Annotated in this window: 11 protein-coding genes; all 11 read right to left on the minus strand. The window is 33.7% G+C overall.

Translation table 11 applies throughout. The features are described 5' to 3' along the window. Positions 1-75 precede the first annotated feature (75 nt). Positions 76-1,446, minus strand: a complete 1,371-nt coding sequence (locus AC5WOE_RS09220; RefSeq protein WP_496052433.1) for a restriction endonuclease-related protein — start codon at positions 1,444-1,446, stop codon at positions 76-78. A gap of 711 nt (positions 1,447-2,157) precedes the next feature. After that, positions 2,158-3,606 carry a protein kinase domain-containing protein gene (locus AC5WOE_RS09225; protein WP_496052434.1) on the minus strand — a complete coding sequence of 483 codons (1,449 nt, stop codon included), beginning with the start codon at positions 3,604-3,606 and terminating at the stop codon, positions 2,158-2,160. Between the two features lies 1 nt (position 3,607). After that, positions 3,608-4,222 (minus strand): hypothetical protein, encoded by a 615-nt coding sequence (locus AC5WOE_RS09230; protein WP_496052435.1) that lies wholly within the window; start codon positions 4,220-4,222, stop codon positions 3,608-3,610. Continuing rightward, positions 4,206-5,894, minus strand: a complete 1,689-nt coding sequence (locus AC5WOE_RS09235) for a helicase HerA domain-containing protein (protein ID WP_496052436.1) — start codon at positions 5,892-5,894, stop codon at positions 4,206-4,208. Before AC5WOE_RS09235 ends, AC5WOE_RS09230 begins: the two co-directional genes overlap by 17 nt. Further along, positions 5,881-7,050, minus strand: coding sequence for a hypothetical protein (locus AC5WOE_RS09240; RefSeq protein WP_496052437.1), 1,170 nt, complete (start codon positions 7,048-7,050; stop codon positions 5,881-5,883). Before AC5WOE_RS09240 ends, AC5WOE_RS09235 begins: the two co-directional genes overlap by 14 nt. Further along, entirely contained in the window at positions 7,034-7,837 is an 804-nt protein-coding gene (locus AC5WOE_RS09245; protein WP_496052438.1) for a hypothetical protein, read from the minus strand. The genes AC5WOE_RS09240 and AC5WOE_RS09245 overlap by 17 nt, the downstream gene beginning before the upstream one ends. After that, positions 7,837-11,889, minus strand: a complete 4,053-nt coding sequence (locus tag AC5WOE_RS09250) for a hypothetical protein (RefSeq protein ID WP_496052439.1) — start codon at positions 11,887-11,889, stop codon at positions 7,837-7,839. The genes AC5WOE_RS09245 and AC5WOE_RS09250 overlap by 1 nt, the downstream gene beginning before the upstream one ends. A gap of 15 nt (positions 11,890-11,904) precedes the next feature. Next, positions 11,905-12,981, minus strand: a complete 1,077-nt coding sequence (locus AC5WOE_RS09255; RefSeq protein WP_496052440.1) for a hypothetical protein — start codon at positions 12,979-12,981, stop codon at positions 11,905-11,907. Continuing rightward, a complete protein-coding gene (locus AC5WOE_RS09260) occupies positions 12,981-14,066 on the minus strand; it encodes a hypothetical protein (protein WP_496052441.1) in 1,086 nt (361 codons plus the stop codon). Before AC5WOE_RS09260 ends, AC5WOE_RS09255 begins: the two co-directional genes overlap by 1 nt. Positions 14,067-14,080: 14 nt before the next feature. Continuing rightward, positions 14,081-15,508: a restriction endonuclease subunit S gene (locus AC5WOE_RS09265; RefSeq protein WP_496052442.1), complete on the minus strand. Its 1,428-nt coding sequence runs from the start codon at positions 15,506-15,508 to the stop codon at positions 14,081-14,083. Positions 15,509-15,559: 51 nt separating this feature from the next. Further along, positions 15,560-17,452, minus strand: coding sequence for an HsdM family class I SAM-dependent methyltransferase (locus AC5WOE_RS09270; protein WP_496052443.1), 1,893 nt, complete (start codon positions 17,450-17,452; stop codon positions 15,560-15,562). Positions 17,453-17,455 lie beyond the last annotated feature (3 nt).

The raw sequence follows: 17,455 nt of genomic DNA on the forward strand, positions 1-17,455 counted from the left end.
ATTTAATCGTAATACTTTCCTAGATAGTTCCTTAATTAATCCACTAAAGACATGCGAAACACTTACTCTCATTTACTAAACCACCTCTATTTTCTTCTTTACTTCTGAAAGAAAATCTTTAAAACTAATAACTTCATAAGAAATATCTTCATCTAGTAGGTTAACTAATTGACGAATGTATCGTTGAGTATAATGCATTGGAATTACTACACATGCTCGTGACCAATTTTGATGAGAGTAATATTGAAATGGAGGACTATCTACTAATTTTCTAGCTAACGACTTGCAGCTTACCCAATCTTTGACATCGATTAACCAATACTCTCCACTATTGAACTGAATACTGATATCACAGGCATCACAATCGGGGTAAAGTTCTACTTGGATATCTGGGATCTCTTTTAACTTTATATACAATTGATATTCAGCAATCCCTGGAACGGTAATATATTCTCGTACTCCACTCTTTAATCGGACAAGTGAATCTACATATTCTATTGATTCAGGATTTCTCCACACTTTTCCTAAATGATTCCTCTCAATTGCTTTTTGACACTTAATACTTCCACAATTCCAATCAATCTCGTCATTTCTATACATTGTCTTTCTCAGAGTCCAACCACAGTAAGGACATTTATAAATGATTTTCCTTCCATATCTTTCCGAATAAATATAAGATAAAGGAATCGGCTCGTAGAATTCAACAATCTCTGCTCTATACTGTTCTGGTAATTTACTGAGTGTTCTTATTCGACTCCGTTTAAGATCTAAAATTGATTGATCAGGATGGAAAAACGATCTTAACTCCCTATATTCTTCAATAGATTGAATCCTTTCTTGTTCATTTATTGGAACTAAAGCCTTTTGTTTTAAATCTTTCATCCATCTTTTAAAAATGATCAAATCTCTATCTTCTTCTTGACCATATTCCCTTGCCATATCCACACAATATTCTGTTATTTCTCCATCGTAAAAAATAGGTTCATCTTCCATTTCATCATCTTCTTCAAAAATTTCTGCAAATTTAGGGATTGGCCATTCATACAAAGGTATCTTCCAATACTTCTGTTGTTCATAAATATTAAATGGAAAGGGTTTACCACACATTTCAAGAGATAGATTATGTAGTCGTAACGATGCTGTTAACCAATTGGTTGGGTATTCTAACAACATATTTTGTTTAATCAAATTATCCATTTCTAATATTCCTTTTGCTAGAAGAGAAACTGTTTGTCGAATCTCCAATTCTTTTCTTTTTGTAATATTGATTCTCAAAACAAAGTTATCGTTACGAATCGCTTCAATTTTATCTATACGATATCGTCGATGTCCGTTAGCTGTTCGAATTGGGGTTAGTATCCCTCTTTCTTCCCATCTACGCAATGTTTTGACATTGACACCTAATAAATTGGCTGCTTCACTAATCCTTAATGTATTTTTTTGCATTTCTTCTTCCTTCCTTTATAAACAAATTGAGTTAACTAAGACATTAATTCTAAATATATACAGAAACTGTAAATTAAATTGGCGGATTTGTCCAGATTTTTTTAAACGAATAGTTTTATCTATTGAAAGTAGCCTTTTTAACGGACTATTTATTTTGTATTTTTCACCATTATAAAATTCCCTACGTGACCAACAAGAAAACCATAATTATGCTAAAAAAATTATGTTTATCAAAACAGCATGACTTGAAATGATTAGATATGATAGAAGATCACTTAATTAGATTGTTTATCACTAATGCCTTGAAAAATGTATATAATGGACTACGAAAACTAGACAAAAAAAAGGAGCCGCTAAATAAGGCAGGCATGGGTAAAAGGTGAAAGTTTTCACCGAAGCCCAGATCCTAGATTGTTCTGAATATACTAAAAAGAGAAAAATCAATCTCCCAACTGTCAAGTGAATACGAAATTCACCCTGTTCAACTGTGCAACTGGAAACGAGAGGATTTGCAGAACTTATTTCAACTGTTTGTCGACGATCGAAAGTATATACCAAGATATAAAAAATACGAAGAGAGGATCGATACCCTCTATAACGAGGCGGGAAAGCACAAGGCTCAATTGAACTAGCCCCACATGGAAGGCTAATGAATGTCTTTAAATAATCCTGCATATGTTTCACACTTGTATTAATATAACCTAAATTGTTTTATAAATAAAAATCATACTTGTCCAATTTCTCTTTCACTTCTTTATCATTTGGGTTTAATCTATGAGCATACTTAAAATAACCTCTAGCTTTTTCGAATTCCCTTTTTTGTTCATACGCTTGGCCTAATTTTTTTACTACTATCCAAACCCCAGGTGTCTCTTGATTTATTTCCTCTAAAAGCTGTATAGCCATATCTTCTTGGTTACACAAGCCATAGCATATCGATAAACGATAGCGATAATCAATAGATTTTGGTTCCCGTTTCACTAATTGCTCATAAATTTTCTGAGCTTCTTCATATTTTTTTATGGAGAACAATATTCTTGCCTTAAGTTCCTTCAAAGTGATGATAAACTTTTCCCTTCTTGTCTCTTCGATTTCTTTTACACTAATGGCATCTAGAGTTTTCAATGCTTCAAAACGACGATCCGTCTTAAAATAAATAAATGATAACTGAAGAAGTAGGTCAGGATATACACGGTTATTTGCAATCTCTGCCTGTAAAATCTTCTCAGCAAGTTTGAATTTTCCTAACTTGCAATTTGTTATTGCTAATTCAAGAGCATCCCTTTTTTCAACAAGGGTTGTTTTTGGTATAAACTTCTCAGTTAAATTTTGATTTAGTTGCTCCTTTGCTGCTTCTTTAAAATCATTTCGAAACTCTTTAATTGTTTGATAACGATCTTTTGGATTACGTGCTAAAGCTTTTAGAATGACCTGCTCCATTTTTTCTTGGATTGACTTATTTAATTCTCTTGGACGAGGAAATGGCTTGTTATGAATAACCTCTAAAAAAGTATGATGCGGTGTCTGCCCTGTTAGAAATTGATAAAGAATAGACCCAAGTGAATAAATATCTGAATTTAGATATCTTTCTTTTGAATTTACAACTTCCGGAGCAATATAAGCATAAGTACCTGCTCCATCAATCGTTTTAACAAAAACATCTTCAACTAGGCGACTTGTTCCAAAATCGGTAATTTTCACTTGGCTATCTTTAATGAGTATATTAGCTGGTTTAATATCACCATGAACTATCTTTAATTCGTGCATAAACTCTAATCCATCTAGTATTCTTTCAAATATTTCATACACTGTTGCAAATGTGCGAAGGGAAGATAGTCCAGTATCTGTTATCTCTTGGGATAGAGGATGACCTTCAAAATACTCCATTTCAATAATAAAGTATCCGTCAACTCGTCCCATATCAAATATCTGAATAAGATTAGGATGGGAGAAGCCCTTTAACTTTACCCCTTCAGCTAACACTTTATCGCCTTTTTCTTGGCTTTTTGGTATCTTTAAGGCAACTGTTTGACTATCATTAGACCGAACAGCCTTCCATACTTGTCCAAAAGTCCCTTCACTTACATATTCTTGTAAAATATACTTATCGCCTAATTCTAAATCTCTTGTTAAATTTAATACATATCGTTTACGTGCCATACTACTTCACCTGAATCCATTGATTAATTGTTAATTTTTCTTTGGAACCTTTGGCAACAGCTTGAAACACCAAATAATCACTATCAAAAGAATTAATCCCACTAATATATGTGCCATTTGAAAGTCGAAAACCTTCATCCAACGTAGAAATAATTCGCTCAATATCTTTTGGTACTATTCCACTGTAAGACCAATATACAAATAATATAATGGGTAGATTGCCACCGAGCTGATGATAAGCGATTAGTAAATTTTCGATTTTCTCCTTTAATTTATCATTTTTGGTTCTGGAATTTTCAAACCGTTCAAACTCACAAACCAATACGGGCTTGAGGTCCTCTTTGTTATACCAAATAGAATCAGGTCGAACTTCACGCGTAATGCTATGACTAAATTCTTCATTAACTGGATATACAGGACACTCAGATACCGCAATATATCCATCCAACTTCCTTCCAATTTCAGTAATATAGTTTAACCCGATAGAATGTACAGTTTCTGAATAATCTCGTACACCTGAAACAGATAGCATTGGGAACCATGTATCACGAATATTACCCTTTTCAAACTCTAGGATAATCCATTCTTTTATTTCTTCTTTACCTATTAAAAACACCCCATTCTTTTACAACTTCTGGTGATTGACCACCATGAACAAGGGCTTTAGTTCCTACCTTAACTAATAATGGTGCTGGAATAGAACGACCTGTAAGTAGCGCTTCACCTGTTGATAGTGCAGGTAGTTCATCAATATCTGCTTTTGTAAGCATATCTGAAGTTTTTGTAATAAAACGTTGATCGTCTGGGTTCTTTAAACGCATTGTAATAATCGTATTGCACTGTGAAGTCACATCAGCATCTAATTTTGATGGGCGTTGTGAAATAATTGCAAACCCAACACCAAATTTTCTGCCCTCTGCCGCAATCTTCTTTATGATTTTTTTTGAAATGGTCGGAATCCCTGCTGGCGCATAGTTATGTCCTTCTTCATAAACTAAGAAACATGGGCGAATAGGTCGTTGTTTATCTCCAGCAGCACGCATAATTTCACTAGATACTAACGCTGTCACAATTTGCTTAGCATCATCTGATAATCCTTGTAAATCGACTATAATTAACCGTCCATTTTTTTCATTCATCTCACCTATTAACTGATAGATATCAGTTGTTTCGCCAATAGCCCTAGTGTAAAAACTTCTTGCTTCATTAATAACTCGTTTTAGTTTCATAGATGCGACAGCAGCACTTCTACCATTTAGTGCACGTGATTCAGCATCTGACAGATCATCCCAACTTTTTAGTTCTTCTAAATCTCCAGACAGTAGATCCCGCAAATCATTAATATCTCTTGGTGAATGTGGATACTTGAATTTCCAATAGCGAAGTGCTACATCCAATACTCTTTGTTGGGGTTCAGTAAGACCTGGCAGAATCTCTTCAAAATCATCCATTTCAAAACGGTCAAATTGCAAAGCAAGGTGATTGTTTTTACTAGAGTATTTATAATCAAAATCCTCTATTTGCGGAGTATATACTTTAATACCTCCACCAGCTTCTTGCAACTTTTTTAACCTTTCCTGAATAAATAAAATATTTCCTCTCTCTTTCGGATCTTCGATCTGTTCTAAATCATTGTTAAAATGAACAATTCCTGTTTCAAAAGCTTTTCCATATTCACCATGAGTGTCAAAAACCACTACGGTTCCATTCATTTGAGCAACCAATCTTTCAATAATACGTCCAACAGTATATGACTTTCCTGAGCCGGTCATTGCTAAAACAGCTAAGTGCTCTGTTACCAATTTGTTTACATCCATATATACAGGGACTATATTTTCCCCACGTTCATAGCCGATTAGATTGCCAATTGCGATACTTTTATTCTCGTCGAACTGATAAAATTTGGCTAAAAACTCATAATCAACTCCTAATACTTTACTACCCGGATCAAGAGGTCTTCTCGGGATACGGATTTGACCAGTTCTTGCTTCTTTATAACCTACAAGATCAATTGTTCCAAAAAGTGTTTCCCCTGTCATTTGTGTTCCTGGCAATAACTCAATCGAATTTAATCCATCTCCCATGTCACTGTTATAGAGAATGTTGCTCCTTGATATAGATGTAATTCGCCCTAGAACGTATGTTACTTCCTCATCCTGTCGTTCTTGATGAGCAATCTTAACAAATTCACCACGTCTGGCAACAAAACTATCTTGGAGAATCATTTTTAAATCGTTTGGATTTCCAGTGTTCCCAATTAACTTGCCAATATATTTATCTTGATTCATAAGTTTCCTCCTCAAACAAATCAATTTCTTCGGTCCACACACTTTCTACTTTTTCGTTTTTAATCATTTCTTGTGTCTGTGTCTTATAATATTGAATGATTGTACCAGTCTTAATTGCTTTTAATCCATGACTTGCATACCAAAGAGGCAATGGTAGAGCTTTTGATTGATCTATTGTATATAACGAAATCAAATCAGAAGTTAGCTTATCGATAGACTGAGTACTCCAATCTCCTTTATGACCAACTACTTCAACTAATAGAGGCATTGTTCTCACGCCTGCACGAAAATGTAAATTGATAACCCCAAGTTCTCTAACAAACTTTGGTTCTAGTCTATTATCTGAAGTTAGCAGATCATATTCATATGCAGCTGTTCTCGTACCTCTTGTTAAAACTCCATGCAATAATTTTTTTAAACCTACTTTTTTTATCTTATTAAAAGACATACTAAGTGCTGAAAGTTCTAAATTATCCAATGGATCAATCACATATTTGTCTGTATCTTGAGATTCTAATCCATAGAAAACAGAACCAAAACGTTTAGAACTAACAGAAACAATTTTGATTCCACTAGAACGAAAAGGGTAAATTTCATTTTTATATTTCTTCCAAAATTGTTCAATTCTCTCTTTACAATTAGTGTATTCATAATGAAGTTCTTCATAAGTTTCTAATGGAGCATCGCTTCGTTCTAGTAATAAAGGTGTATCCACAATAACTAGTTCTGGTCCAGTAGATTCTTTTATTAATTCTTCTAATAAATCATACATTTGATGAATATGAACAAATTTTAATTTTTGAGTTACATCAATATCATCTGCTTCATCCATATCAACTATACTATCCTGAAAGGTTTGATAAACTACTCCATCTTGTATCGAAAGATCTTGACGTAAAGCCCCTGCACTATATAGAATTCCACCAAAAGCAGGGATTGTTTTACTTGCCGTTGCAATACCTGTGGCATTTAAGGTGAGTGGGACTTTCTTGGTGACTGTTCGTATTACACCACTATTACGAATTTTCGGGGCTATTTGATCAATAAAACGCATTTTAGCCCCTAATTGTGAAACCGTACTTGGTAAACCCAATTGCACTTTTGCTACTAGACTACTAGCGATAGATATATCGTTTCTCTTATCTCCATTCTCCATCATCATACCTCCTTCTTTTTATCTCTCGAACGAACACACTATATCCTTTTAAATTGATATATTTTTCCCCTTTATTTGTTAGTTTGTTAGAATTATCTAAGTAACCCCTAATAGTCAACTGTTGAAATACTTCTAAAGCTTTATTCTGTGATAATTCTCTTTTAAAATAATAGCTGAGTTGGCTTGAAAGGTTTGTTGGGTTTAATACTTTTGCGGAAGCAAGTATGAGTATATACTCATGAACTGGATTTAGAGCAGAACTTACTTGAATGTTAGCTATTTCCTCACCAGTTCTCACATTTATTAGTTCAAAAAATAATTTTCTACAAATATCTTGCTGAGACCATAATCGATAATCTAGTAAAGGAATAGTAGTAAAAGTAATACATCCACTTCCTGAATGCTCATAATGATCAACAGCTACTGTCCCCCCATCGTCTAGTTTCCACTTAGGTTTTGAATTCGTGCTAATGGCTTCAACGACTGGAAGGCTATGGAATGATTTAGTATCAATTGCTCGAATCGATAAATCAACGTGTAATTGAAGCAATGAAACAACATCCATTTGATGAAAAGGAGGAGAAACAATGAGTTGGTTCCCCCATTGTTCCCACCAATTTTTAAGTGAATGCAATTCCCTTTCGGATAACTTTAGCAAGATGATAGCAGGAATCACACAAACACCTGACATTAAATCATCTATATTTCGTTCATTTACACTTACCCAGTCCTTTAACACTTTATATTCCGTTCTCTTGATAAATCTCTTAATAATTTGGATGTTCACTATAGCAACACCACTTTTGTTTTGATGAGACCAAAATTTTCGAGTTCCTCTTTTTCTCGGGGATAACTATTCCAATCAATATCTGCCTTGTTCTTTACAACCTCTTTAAAAAACTCAAACCGAACAAATTGAGCATTTTTATTTACGAAAAATTGTCTACCCTCTCCCTCTAACTGTTCCATTTTTTTTCTTACATTTTCTATTGTTTTTTCATAGGTGTTCTCACGAACTGCTGAGCCTATTTCTGGTTGATATAGAGATTTGTTTTGAACACGATAGATATAGTTAATTGAATCAATTAATTCTTGATCATAATGTTCATCACGTATTTTCCTCATTGAACTTTCTAAGTGGCTAAGCATTGAGATTAAAGATGTAACCTTCTTTTTCTGCTCATGTAATAACTTTTCACTATACCCAATCAATCGAGTAGGATTACCTTTCTGTACATAATAATAATCGTCAATTTGTTGATCATACCCTACTTCTAGAAACATCTGTATTTCATGATAATTTTTCTCCAGTTGGTCAAACTGAACCCTTTGTTTTACTTCAGTAGATGTTAACTCAAAGTAGGATATCCATTTTTGAATCTTAGGTTGGTGTTCAATAAAATAATTAATAACTTGCTTAAACACTTCAAACATTCCATCGTAACGACCAGATATTCCACTATGACCCTTCCATTCAACTTGGTTCTGTCCTTCCTTTCTCAACCCAATTTCACCAATCATCATGTTCAATCTATCTATTGCCTCATTGTATCGAGCTAACCATAGATGGTGTGCTAGACTATCTGATTGGGCAACCATTGTTTCCCGTTTAGAAGATTCTATATAATCTTTCGCATACTCAATTTCTGTTTGATATCGTTCGAGAGCACTCGTAAAAGGGATAATAGGTAAAACATAGTCTTCATAAGTACTATTTTTTCTTATAGATTCAAGTTTCTGCTTTAATTTAGTTAGGATATTTTTTTGCAATGTCGAAATATAATCATGGAACAACTGAACAAGACGCAACTTTTTCCAAATTGGAATCTCATGGTCTGAGATATTTAACGAACTAATCATTCGTTCGTTAAATTGAAGGGAATTCCATTGTTCTTCATCATAAACAAAGTTACATTCAGTATGAAATTTTTGTAAAATCTTTAATTGCTCTTTCCATGTATCCATTGGGTTTACGGTATCTACTTGTAGTGATAAAAGGTTGATTTCATTCAATGCTTCATTAATAACATCTAATCGACCACGGTATTTATCATCTTTTAGTATCCCCAGTCTATTTTTATCAATAGTTTGTTTAAATTCATCCACTAGCCCGTCATATACTTCATCTCGCCATTTCTGAATTTTATCACGTTGTATTTCTAATGTGGTTTTCATTACATTTTGTACATGAGTGCCGCTTAGAACCTCAACAACTTTTAAGCTTTGTAAAAAGTAAATCCATTGTTCAACAATTCTGGCTGGTTTGATAGTATCAACAGAATTAAAAAAGAATGTGTTTTGAATATCTTTAAAAATACGCCGAGTCTTGCCGATATAAGTTAACAATGTAGCAAATGTAACGGGCACTTGGACCTCATAATCAGCTTCACTTATTTTTACAAATAATTTAGCATCTTCAAAACCATCTTTTTCTAACTTTGCTCGAATTTCTGTCGCTTTTAACACTTGGCAAAACCGATTATATTTCTCACTCTCAGAAAATTTAATTCCTTGTTTGATGCCTAATTCTGTAGAAGTTGCACCATGAATTAACATCTTGGAATACCCATCTGCCAACAGGGGCAAGTTATCTTCTTCAGCCTTTGTGAAGATTAATGGTCTTAATACATACCCTTGCTGATCTATATGCTCAAACCAAATCCTTACAACTTTAGCTATTTCATCACGTAATGCTCGAATTTTCGCTTTAAAAGGTGTTGCTAACTGATGAGCAACTGGACGTATATCTAAAACTTCACGCTCAAGGGATAATACTTCTAACACATTTTTTTGCAAATTGGTTACTTGAAAAAAGATCACACATCTACCCGCAAGTGGATAATCACGCTTGAACTTGCTTATATCCATTTCGGTTTCGGCCGTAGAAGACAGAATAAATATGGGATGTACACCAATTTCAATAAGCTTACTCTCTACAAGATCACTTAATTTTTCTAGACGACTCGCCCATATGACATCTACTACTTTTTTAGGATGAACCCCTAAGTAAATATCTCTTTCAACATAACTCCTAAGTCCACACACTTGCCCTTTTATCTTTAGTGTTTCAGTTTTTTTGGGGTAATCTTGTTCTAATACTCTCGTAAACCCTAAAACTGTTCTCTCAATATCCTTTTTATAATCCTTTTTTTGTTCTTTTAGTAATTGTTGTAACTCCTGATCTTTTTCCTCTAATAACAAATAGTTTGAAATCCCTGTTTGTGTTGAATATCGACGATTCAAACGCTCTAAGAAAGCAAAGTTAGGTCCAATAAAAGTTTGTTGCAGAAACTGGTCCTTTTTCTGTTCGATATAGCTGTATAATATTTCAGCAGCATTTACGACTTCATCCTTTGGATAGAGTGTCCGGACCTGTGCAAGGAATGTTTCTCTTTCTTTTCCAATAATAAGACAACTATCAGGCGCTTTAATGGAAAATGTCCCTAAACTACGGATTAAAACATCAAGACTAAATGATTCACCCGTCGTTTCGTTTACAAACAAATGATTTGATTCAGAACGATACTTATTATTTATAAGGTAAAAACCAAGATCATTTTTGGTAAGTGGAACAGAAATAAACTCCTTAAACAAAGAAATCCCTTCAATATGTTTTGCAGATAGTAATATTTGTTGTTCTTGTTCCGTGTACTCCTGTTTAGGCATTGGTAATTGACGTAATAAAGCCTTTTTTAACAATGGTTGATAAATAGGCTTTGAATCAATATAATCAAATTGCGAAATATCAATTAAACTGTCTTTAAAACGTGGTACAGAATGAGCTAAATCAAGTAATACCTGTCCAGCCTCTGCATCAGGATGATTGTCTAAATATTGATCACAATGAGCCATAATAACATTGAACCATCCAAAATTTCCTGCTGCAATCGTATAAGCTGCTTCAACCAATCCTTCCGGATATTGACAAATTCCGTCTTCTCTTTGTAATGATTCAATATAATCAGAGATATCTGCATAAGAATTTTGTGTCATTTCTAGCTTATCTCCACGACGATCTAATGCTTCTAATGATTTGATTTGATCTCCGATTGCTGGAGAGCACAGTAATAAGAACGAAATATTAGGATGCCTAGAACGGCTATCTTCATGCTTAATGGCAGAAGTGATCACTTTTATCGCTTCACCATCAAGTTTCTTTTTTCGCTCTTCATTATTTTCATAAATTCCATCTTGAAACAATTCATATTCAGACTCCACTTCATCAACAATAATATGCAAATGTTTTATGGCAAATTGGCTAAGGTACTCCATACCTTTTTGAACAAGTTTATCCAATAATCGAATATCATCGCCTAGCAATTCTTCTATAGAATGTTGTCCTTTTTCAATGATTTCACCTAATTTTTTCGCCGAAAAACCAAGTGGGAGCAGATGACTCTGCAAATGTTTTATTATACTTCCTTGAATGGTTGTTTCCAGATGTTCATTTGCCAGTTTCGACAGAGCAATGTATGCACCATATCCAACCCAATTCTCCCCATACAAATAATCTTCATTCATTTGTTCATAACGAATATATATAGGTAATATTTGATCTTCAAAGTTTTCTCTTAAAAGACGAACAGTTTGTAGCTCCCCCTTACTATTTCGAATTGTCCATCCCTTATCCACACCAAGTACTTCGCTTATAAGTTCGTAACCAATTCTTGATTTACCAATACCCCATTTGGCGATCAATGTAAAAATACGAGACATGGGTGCTTCTTTGATATCACTTAGGAAATTCTGATATGCTTGATAAAATTCAAACTGCCCAACCATGGGCTGCAACACAGGAAACGTAGAAACCCCATCTTTCAACCAAATTGATTTATTCATAATGAACACCCCTTATCAGTGAATATCAAGCTTTATTAACTGATACTCTCGTTTTCCAAGATACCCTCTACCATGACGTGGTTGTCCTGATTCATGTGCAACAACAGTGAAATACCCCTTTTTTATACCATTTGTAACATAATAATCAACAAATCGAGATAGCCCCTTATCCCAATTTGGATAATGTTTTATTAATAATCGTTCCAAAGTAGGTTCGAGCGGAAAAAAACCTTGATCGTCAGAAAGATAATGAATAACTTCTTTTAATGTTAGTAGTTCATCTTCTGATTGTGTCTGAGTAATCGTAAACAAATAACTTAAATCATCTATGTCATTCGTCATTTTTTCTTGATTCAAAGTTACTTTTCCATCTCTAGCTCTAATAAACCAATCAAGATAATCAAATATCTGCATGGGAGCACGCATAAAAGCAGATAAATTGGTCATAGCAGGTTTTGTTCCACCTGAACCTATAAATGACCATCCTTCTTCCAACTCAATCTCTTTCTCCTGAAGAACTCTCATCCATTCGCTACCTAATGCTTCTACTTTAAACTGATCAAGCAAATGGTTCATAGCATTTTTCTGTGGATTATTTGCAAAAGGCTGATAAGATACACCATTCATATCTAGTTTCCATTTTCCAATAAAGTCTAAAGTTGCACCATTCGTAATAAAATAACCCCCATTTAGGAGTATATGAATGATTGCTCTAACTCTTGGTGAAAAACGCAACAACTGCTTTGCTAACAAAACTTCCCATCCATCATCATTTTGATAAGAACGTACAAGCTTTTTTGCATCTTCGGTTAAGTGTAAATATCCATCGATTCGTTCAAAGAAAAAGACACCTTTTATTTCAAATTGAGCAGTTCTGTTAAAATACTCATAGCCAAGTAATCCAAATAATTCTTTTGAACGATCCAGCTTTTTATCCTTGAAAATGACGTCCTTATTTAAATATAATGCAGCAATTTCTTTCATTGACTTTGCTTCTGTTTGTTGTGGTATACGTGATAAAAGCTCACACCACAATTCAAAGTTGCCAGGTTCAATCCAAAAGCGTTCAATTGAAAGGCGAACGTGTTTCATTATTTTTCCCTCAATTCATCAATCCATTGCTCCATTTGTCTTCTAAGTTGTTTACTCTCTGCAATAAGAGGTATATATAGACGAGTATGATAAATCAAATCTTCGATAGTTGTAGGTAATCGATATTCATCATCTACAATAGTAAGTAGTTTCCGCGCAACAAGATTTTGAAAAACTGTCTGTAAATTACTTACTTCGTATGGAAACAACTGATATTGATTTGCCTTGCAGAAGCCCATTGCAAATTCATCAATGCTTCCATAGCTGTATTGTCGATATTTATTTGATGTTAATAATACGTCCACTCCATTTCCTACCTCTTGAAAACGAATCGCTTGTACTCCTTGTGCTTCAAAATTCTCACGTACAATACAACATAAGAATACAAATAACTTCCAAGGAAATGTAAAGATATGTTGAAATTGTGGGTGATCTATCATTTTACTTTCTGGCACAGTGGGAACGAGAGTATGGAGAGGTCGTTCTTTTAATGGAGCAAGAGATAAATCTGCACAAATCTTTCTTCTCTTTTGCCACTTTTCATCGATTTTCCTGCCAAGTTCTATATTTTCCGTAACTTCTTCCTCTTTATACGCTTGTACATGTTTGAGATAAAACATGATTCGCTGATAATGAGGTGGACCATCAAATATCAAACGATCTAAACTTTGATATTGATCCTCCTTTTTCTTTAAGCGTTCTTCTAACTGTACAATGGAAAAACCACTATCTGCTTTTATTTCTATTAATACGGAAATCGCATATACTGAAAGTTTAGGTAAGTGACTTACAAATTCCTCGATTCCCACTTGATCCTCTACTTCACTCATCTTTAATGCTGTTAAAAGTGCAACCTCTACAAGATATTTTTGATAATAATCCTGAAAACAGAATAGGGATAATAAGTGATCATGTTCTGATTGAAATGATTGACCGAAAGTGATCCAATTATTGGTGATTATGTATCGATTTTGTTCTTGATCGACTAGGAACTGCTTTTCAAGAAAAGAAAGAGAATCATGATACTTACATTCTCCATAGTCATATAGTTGTTTTAGACATTGGTACAACTTCTTTACATCCAAAAAGAAACCTCCTTTCAACAAGTAATTTCTGTATCAAAAATTCTCGAGTCATCAAAGGTACCTTCAATGAGAGATTCTACGTCTTGTTTGGCTTGTATAATCAGAGTATTGGATTCCTCTAAATTAAAATAATACTGCTTAATTTTTTCGTCTATATGATTCATTACATCTTTATCCAAAATAGGCACAAATATCTCCATTAATTCCTCTTCACTAATAGCTGGGTATAAACCACCAGAAGTGTATCGAATTAATTGCTTTGTAACTATATCGTTCTGAAGTAATAATAATAGAAAGAAAGGATTTTCTTCAGCTTGTACTATTGCAAACCCTGTTGATGCAACTTGCTGGTCAAAATCATTTGTTACAATACCTATCCCTTTTCTATTTGGTCTTACAGTTGATACCAAAATATCATTTAAAAATACTAGTTTTTGCGCACGGCTAGGTGCTTCATTTGTAGGTATTTCATTTTTTTCAAACAATCCAGTTTCCTCATTTAAAGAACTTATATCCAAATATGTGAGTCTCTCCCTGTATCTAGAAAGGTCAGCTCTATTTTTGGATAACCTTGCGATGTTTTTAAGTTTAATGAACTTATCCTTATTCAGATGAATATACTCATCAAAATCAACATAAATTTTTTTATAAAAGTCAGCATCTAGCCTTCTAATTTGAATTATTTCTTGGTCTACCCATGTTGTAAGAGAAGCATTTTTCCTAAAGATTTTCAGAATATCTTCTCCTAAAATAGCCTTACTTAAAATCCTTTCAGCTTCCTCTTTTAATACATTTGCTTTTTTACGTAACTTTTCTGCTTTACGGATTTTATTTCCTATATATGTTTGAATCATTGAACTGGGAAGTGGAATTGGAATAGTTTTTAAATACTCAATCCCCAATACAAGTTGTCCTGAAGAACCAGATATTCCTCTTTCTAAAAATTTCTTTCCATAATAACTTCTTAAATATGCACTTACATAAAAAGGATCAGCTTTTGAATGTTCTATTCTAACTAATCCAATCGGTCTGTTAAATATAGCCTCCTGGTCTATTGTATAGATATTACTTTTACCAATCGATCCCTCACCAAGTATTGCAATCAGGATATCTCCAAAATTAATTTTAAATCTCTTTAGGTTTTCATATTCTTTTTCGGATACAAAATTAGCTCCTTTAAAGGTTATATACTGATCGTATACGTTACGAGTTCTTAAGCACGGAATTCCTTCCTGATTATTAATAAAAGCAGGGTTTGGACCTTGTGTAATCTTTGAACATATTTCACTTAATGGTTTTATTTGCATACTGCTTTGAATTAATTTGTCAATTAAAGTTAAGTGAAAGTTAGAATAATACTTTGAATCCAATCGGTCTTGTATTATTAATGTATTGACTACATTTACACTAGGAACTTCACTAACATTTTTGTAGTATTTCATCAAATCCACCCTTGTATTTCTCAAAATTTGAACATCTATAAAAGAAATATATTAAATATCTTTCTTATAAGCATTGACAATCTTCAACAAATCATTTCGATCATTTCCTAACTGTACTTCTACCTTATTCTTCACATCAAAACCGATCTCATCAGCTACAGCCATAAAGACAGGTCCCTGTTTTTCATTTTCATGTTCTTTTTTCTTAATATACAAGAAGGATGTTTTGGCACCAGTACCGGATAGTTGGAATGTTACAGTTGGAAGAGAAACAACTGCTTTTACGATTGCTCTACCTCCTTCAAACTCACCTGTTACCTCATTTTTCTTGCCCATTATATATTCTCGAACATGTTTATAACTAGAATTACTTAAAATACCATCCGGTAAAACAATAATTAGTTGCCCACCTGGTTTTAGTAATTCCAAGTTTCGATCAATGAATAGCACAGCTTGATCTGTAGAATTAACTTGTTTCCAAACACCTTTTGCATTTGGTTTTGACCCTAAACATAGACCATCTTTTTTGGGTTTACCTGTTTCATCAATACCCATACTATAACGTTCGATAATTGTTTTTCCTTCAACTGTTTTGTTAGAAACTGACCCAGATCCGAATGGTGGGTTTGTTACAATCACATCAAAACTTTCAGGCTTTAATGTCTCTGTCATTAACGAATCTGTTACCTTAAAAATCGGAGCTTTTGGTAATCCATGCATAACCATATTTAAACGAGCTTTTAAAACCATATTTTGCGTCTTATCTGCTCCAACAAAGCTATGTTCTTTCATCAATTCAAAATGCTTTTCCATTTTTTCCTTCATTGTACCTGTGAACTGTGAAAGCATATATTTTTTTACTGCTTCATAACCTTTAATTAAAAATCCACCTGAGCCACAAGTGATATCGCCCATTCTAAATGTAGGTAACCCTTTATCATCTGCTGAATATAATTTTGCCGCTTGTTTTGGGTCTGCTGTTAAATCATGCATCACCATTTCAATCATCGCTTCAGTTACTTGTCTCGGAGTTAAGTATGTTGCTTGTCCGATTTTATTGTCGTATTTTCCACGCATTAATACATCGAATAAACGGCCTAGTATATCTGCACTAACATTCTTCAATGTCGCTTTAACACGGTTCCCGTCCTCATCTTTAAAGTCTTCTAGTTCCTGAAATGTTTCAAAAGCAGCAACAAAGTTAGCTGGATTTTCCAGTCGAATATACTCATCTGGATCAAAGATAAAACATGCTTCCCCAAGGTCATTTATTGCAACATAATCTTCATGATTTTTAATTTCTTTGAAAGCATCTCGTATCTGTTTTACAGCTTTTTTTCCATGTTCTTTGATATATTGATGTTTCAAAATATCAAAAATCCACAGTCCTGCATTTTCCCCTTCTCTTAATACATATTCTGGGTGATATAAGCGGAATGTCTCCATAAACAACAGCTTACTTAATTCATCAATTGCTTCGTTTGTACTGCTGATATTATCTGCACCACCAGGTCCATATAGTCTTTCGTGTAAATCATCAAACCGTTTTTGAAGAGTGGAATACATTTTCTTTGACCACTCTTCTTGTTTTGAAATTTTCCGTTTTTCTTTCTTAGTTACATCTATAACAGCTGGTATTTCTGCAAGTGGATCTGATTCAATACAATCTGCATAGAAATTCACTTCACCATTTGTTGCCCAAATAAAATCTGGAACAGCTTCATTATATTGCGCCTCTACCAAGGAAGCATCCTGAACATCAAAAGATAAATTCGCACCTTTTGCAAAAACTTTTACATAGACGATTTTTTCATCTCCAGTTACTCTATCACCAGAAGCTAGAAATATCGTTGTTCCATCTTCTTCATGTATTTCTGGTTGTGAAATTGTAGTATACCCTTTCATCATAAGCTGTTCTTTTATTTCTTCCATGTACGCTTGCATTAT

This window comes from Shimazuella sp. NTD248, assembly GCF_059510395.1.

Excerpts from the sequence above, each read along its gene's own strand:
- AC5WOE_RS09220 (WP_496052433.1), bottom strand. The coding sequence starts at position 1,446 with ATGCAAAAAAATACATTAAGGATTAGTGAAGCAGCCAATTTATTAGGT.
- AC5WOE_RS09225 (WP_496052434.1), bottom strand. The coding sequence starts at position 3,606 with ATGGCACGTAAACGATATGTATTAAATTTAACAAGAGATTTAGAATTA.
- AC5WOE_RS09235 (WP_496052436.1), bottom strand. The coding sequence starts at position 5,894 with ATGAATCAAGATAAATATATTGGCAAGTTAATTGGGAACACTGGAAAT.
- AC5WOE_RS09240 (WP_496052437.1), bottom strand. The coding sequence starts at position 7,050 with ATGGAGAATGGAGATAAGAGAAACGATATATCTATCGCTAGTAGTCTA.
- AC5WOE_RS09250 (WP_496052439.1), bottom strand. The coding sequence starts at position 11,889 with ATGAATAAATCAATTTGGTTGAAAGATGGGGTTTCTACGTTTCCTGTG.
- AC5WOE_RS09255 (WP_496052440.1), bottom strand. The coding sequence starts at position 12,981 with ATGAAACACGTTCGCCTTTCAATTGAACGCTTTTGGATTGAACCTGGC.
- AC5WOE_RS09265 (WP_496052442.1), bottom strand. The coding sequence starts at position 15,508 with ATGAAATACTACAAAAATGTTAGTGAAGTTCCTAGTGTAAATGTAGTC.
- AC5WOE_RS09270 (WP_496052443.1), bottom strand. The coding sequence starts at position 17,452 with ATGCAAGCGTACATGGAAGAAATAAAAGAACAGCTTATGATGAAAGGG.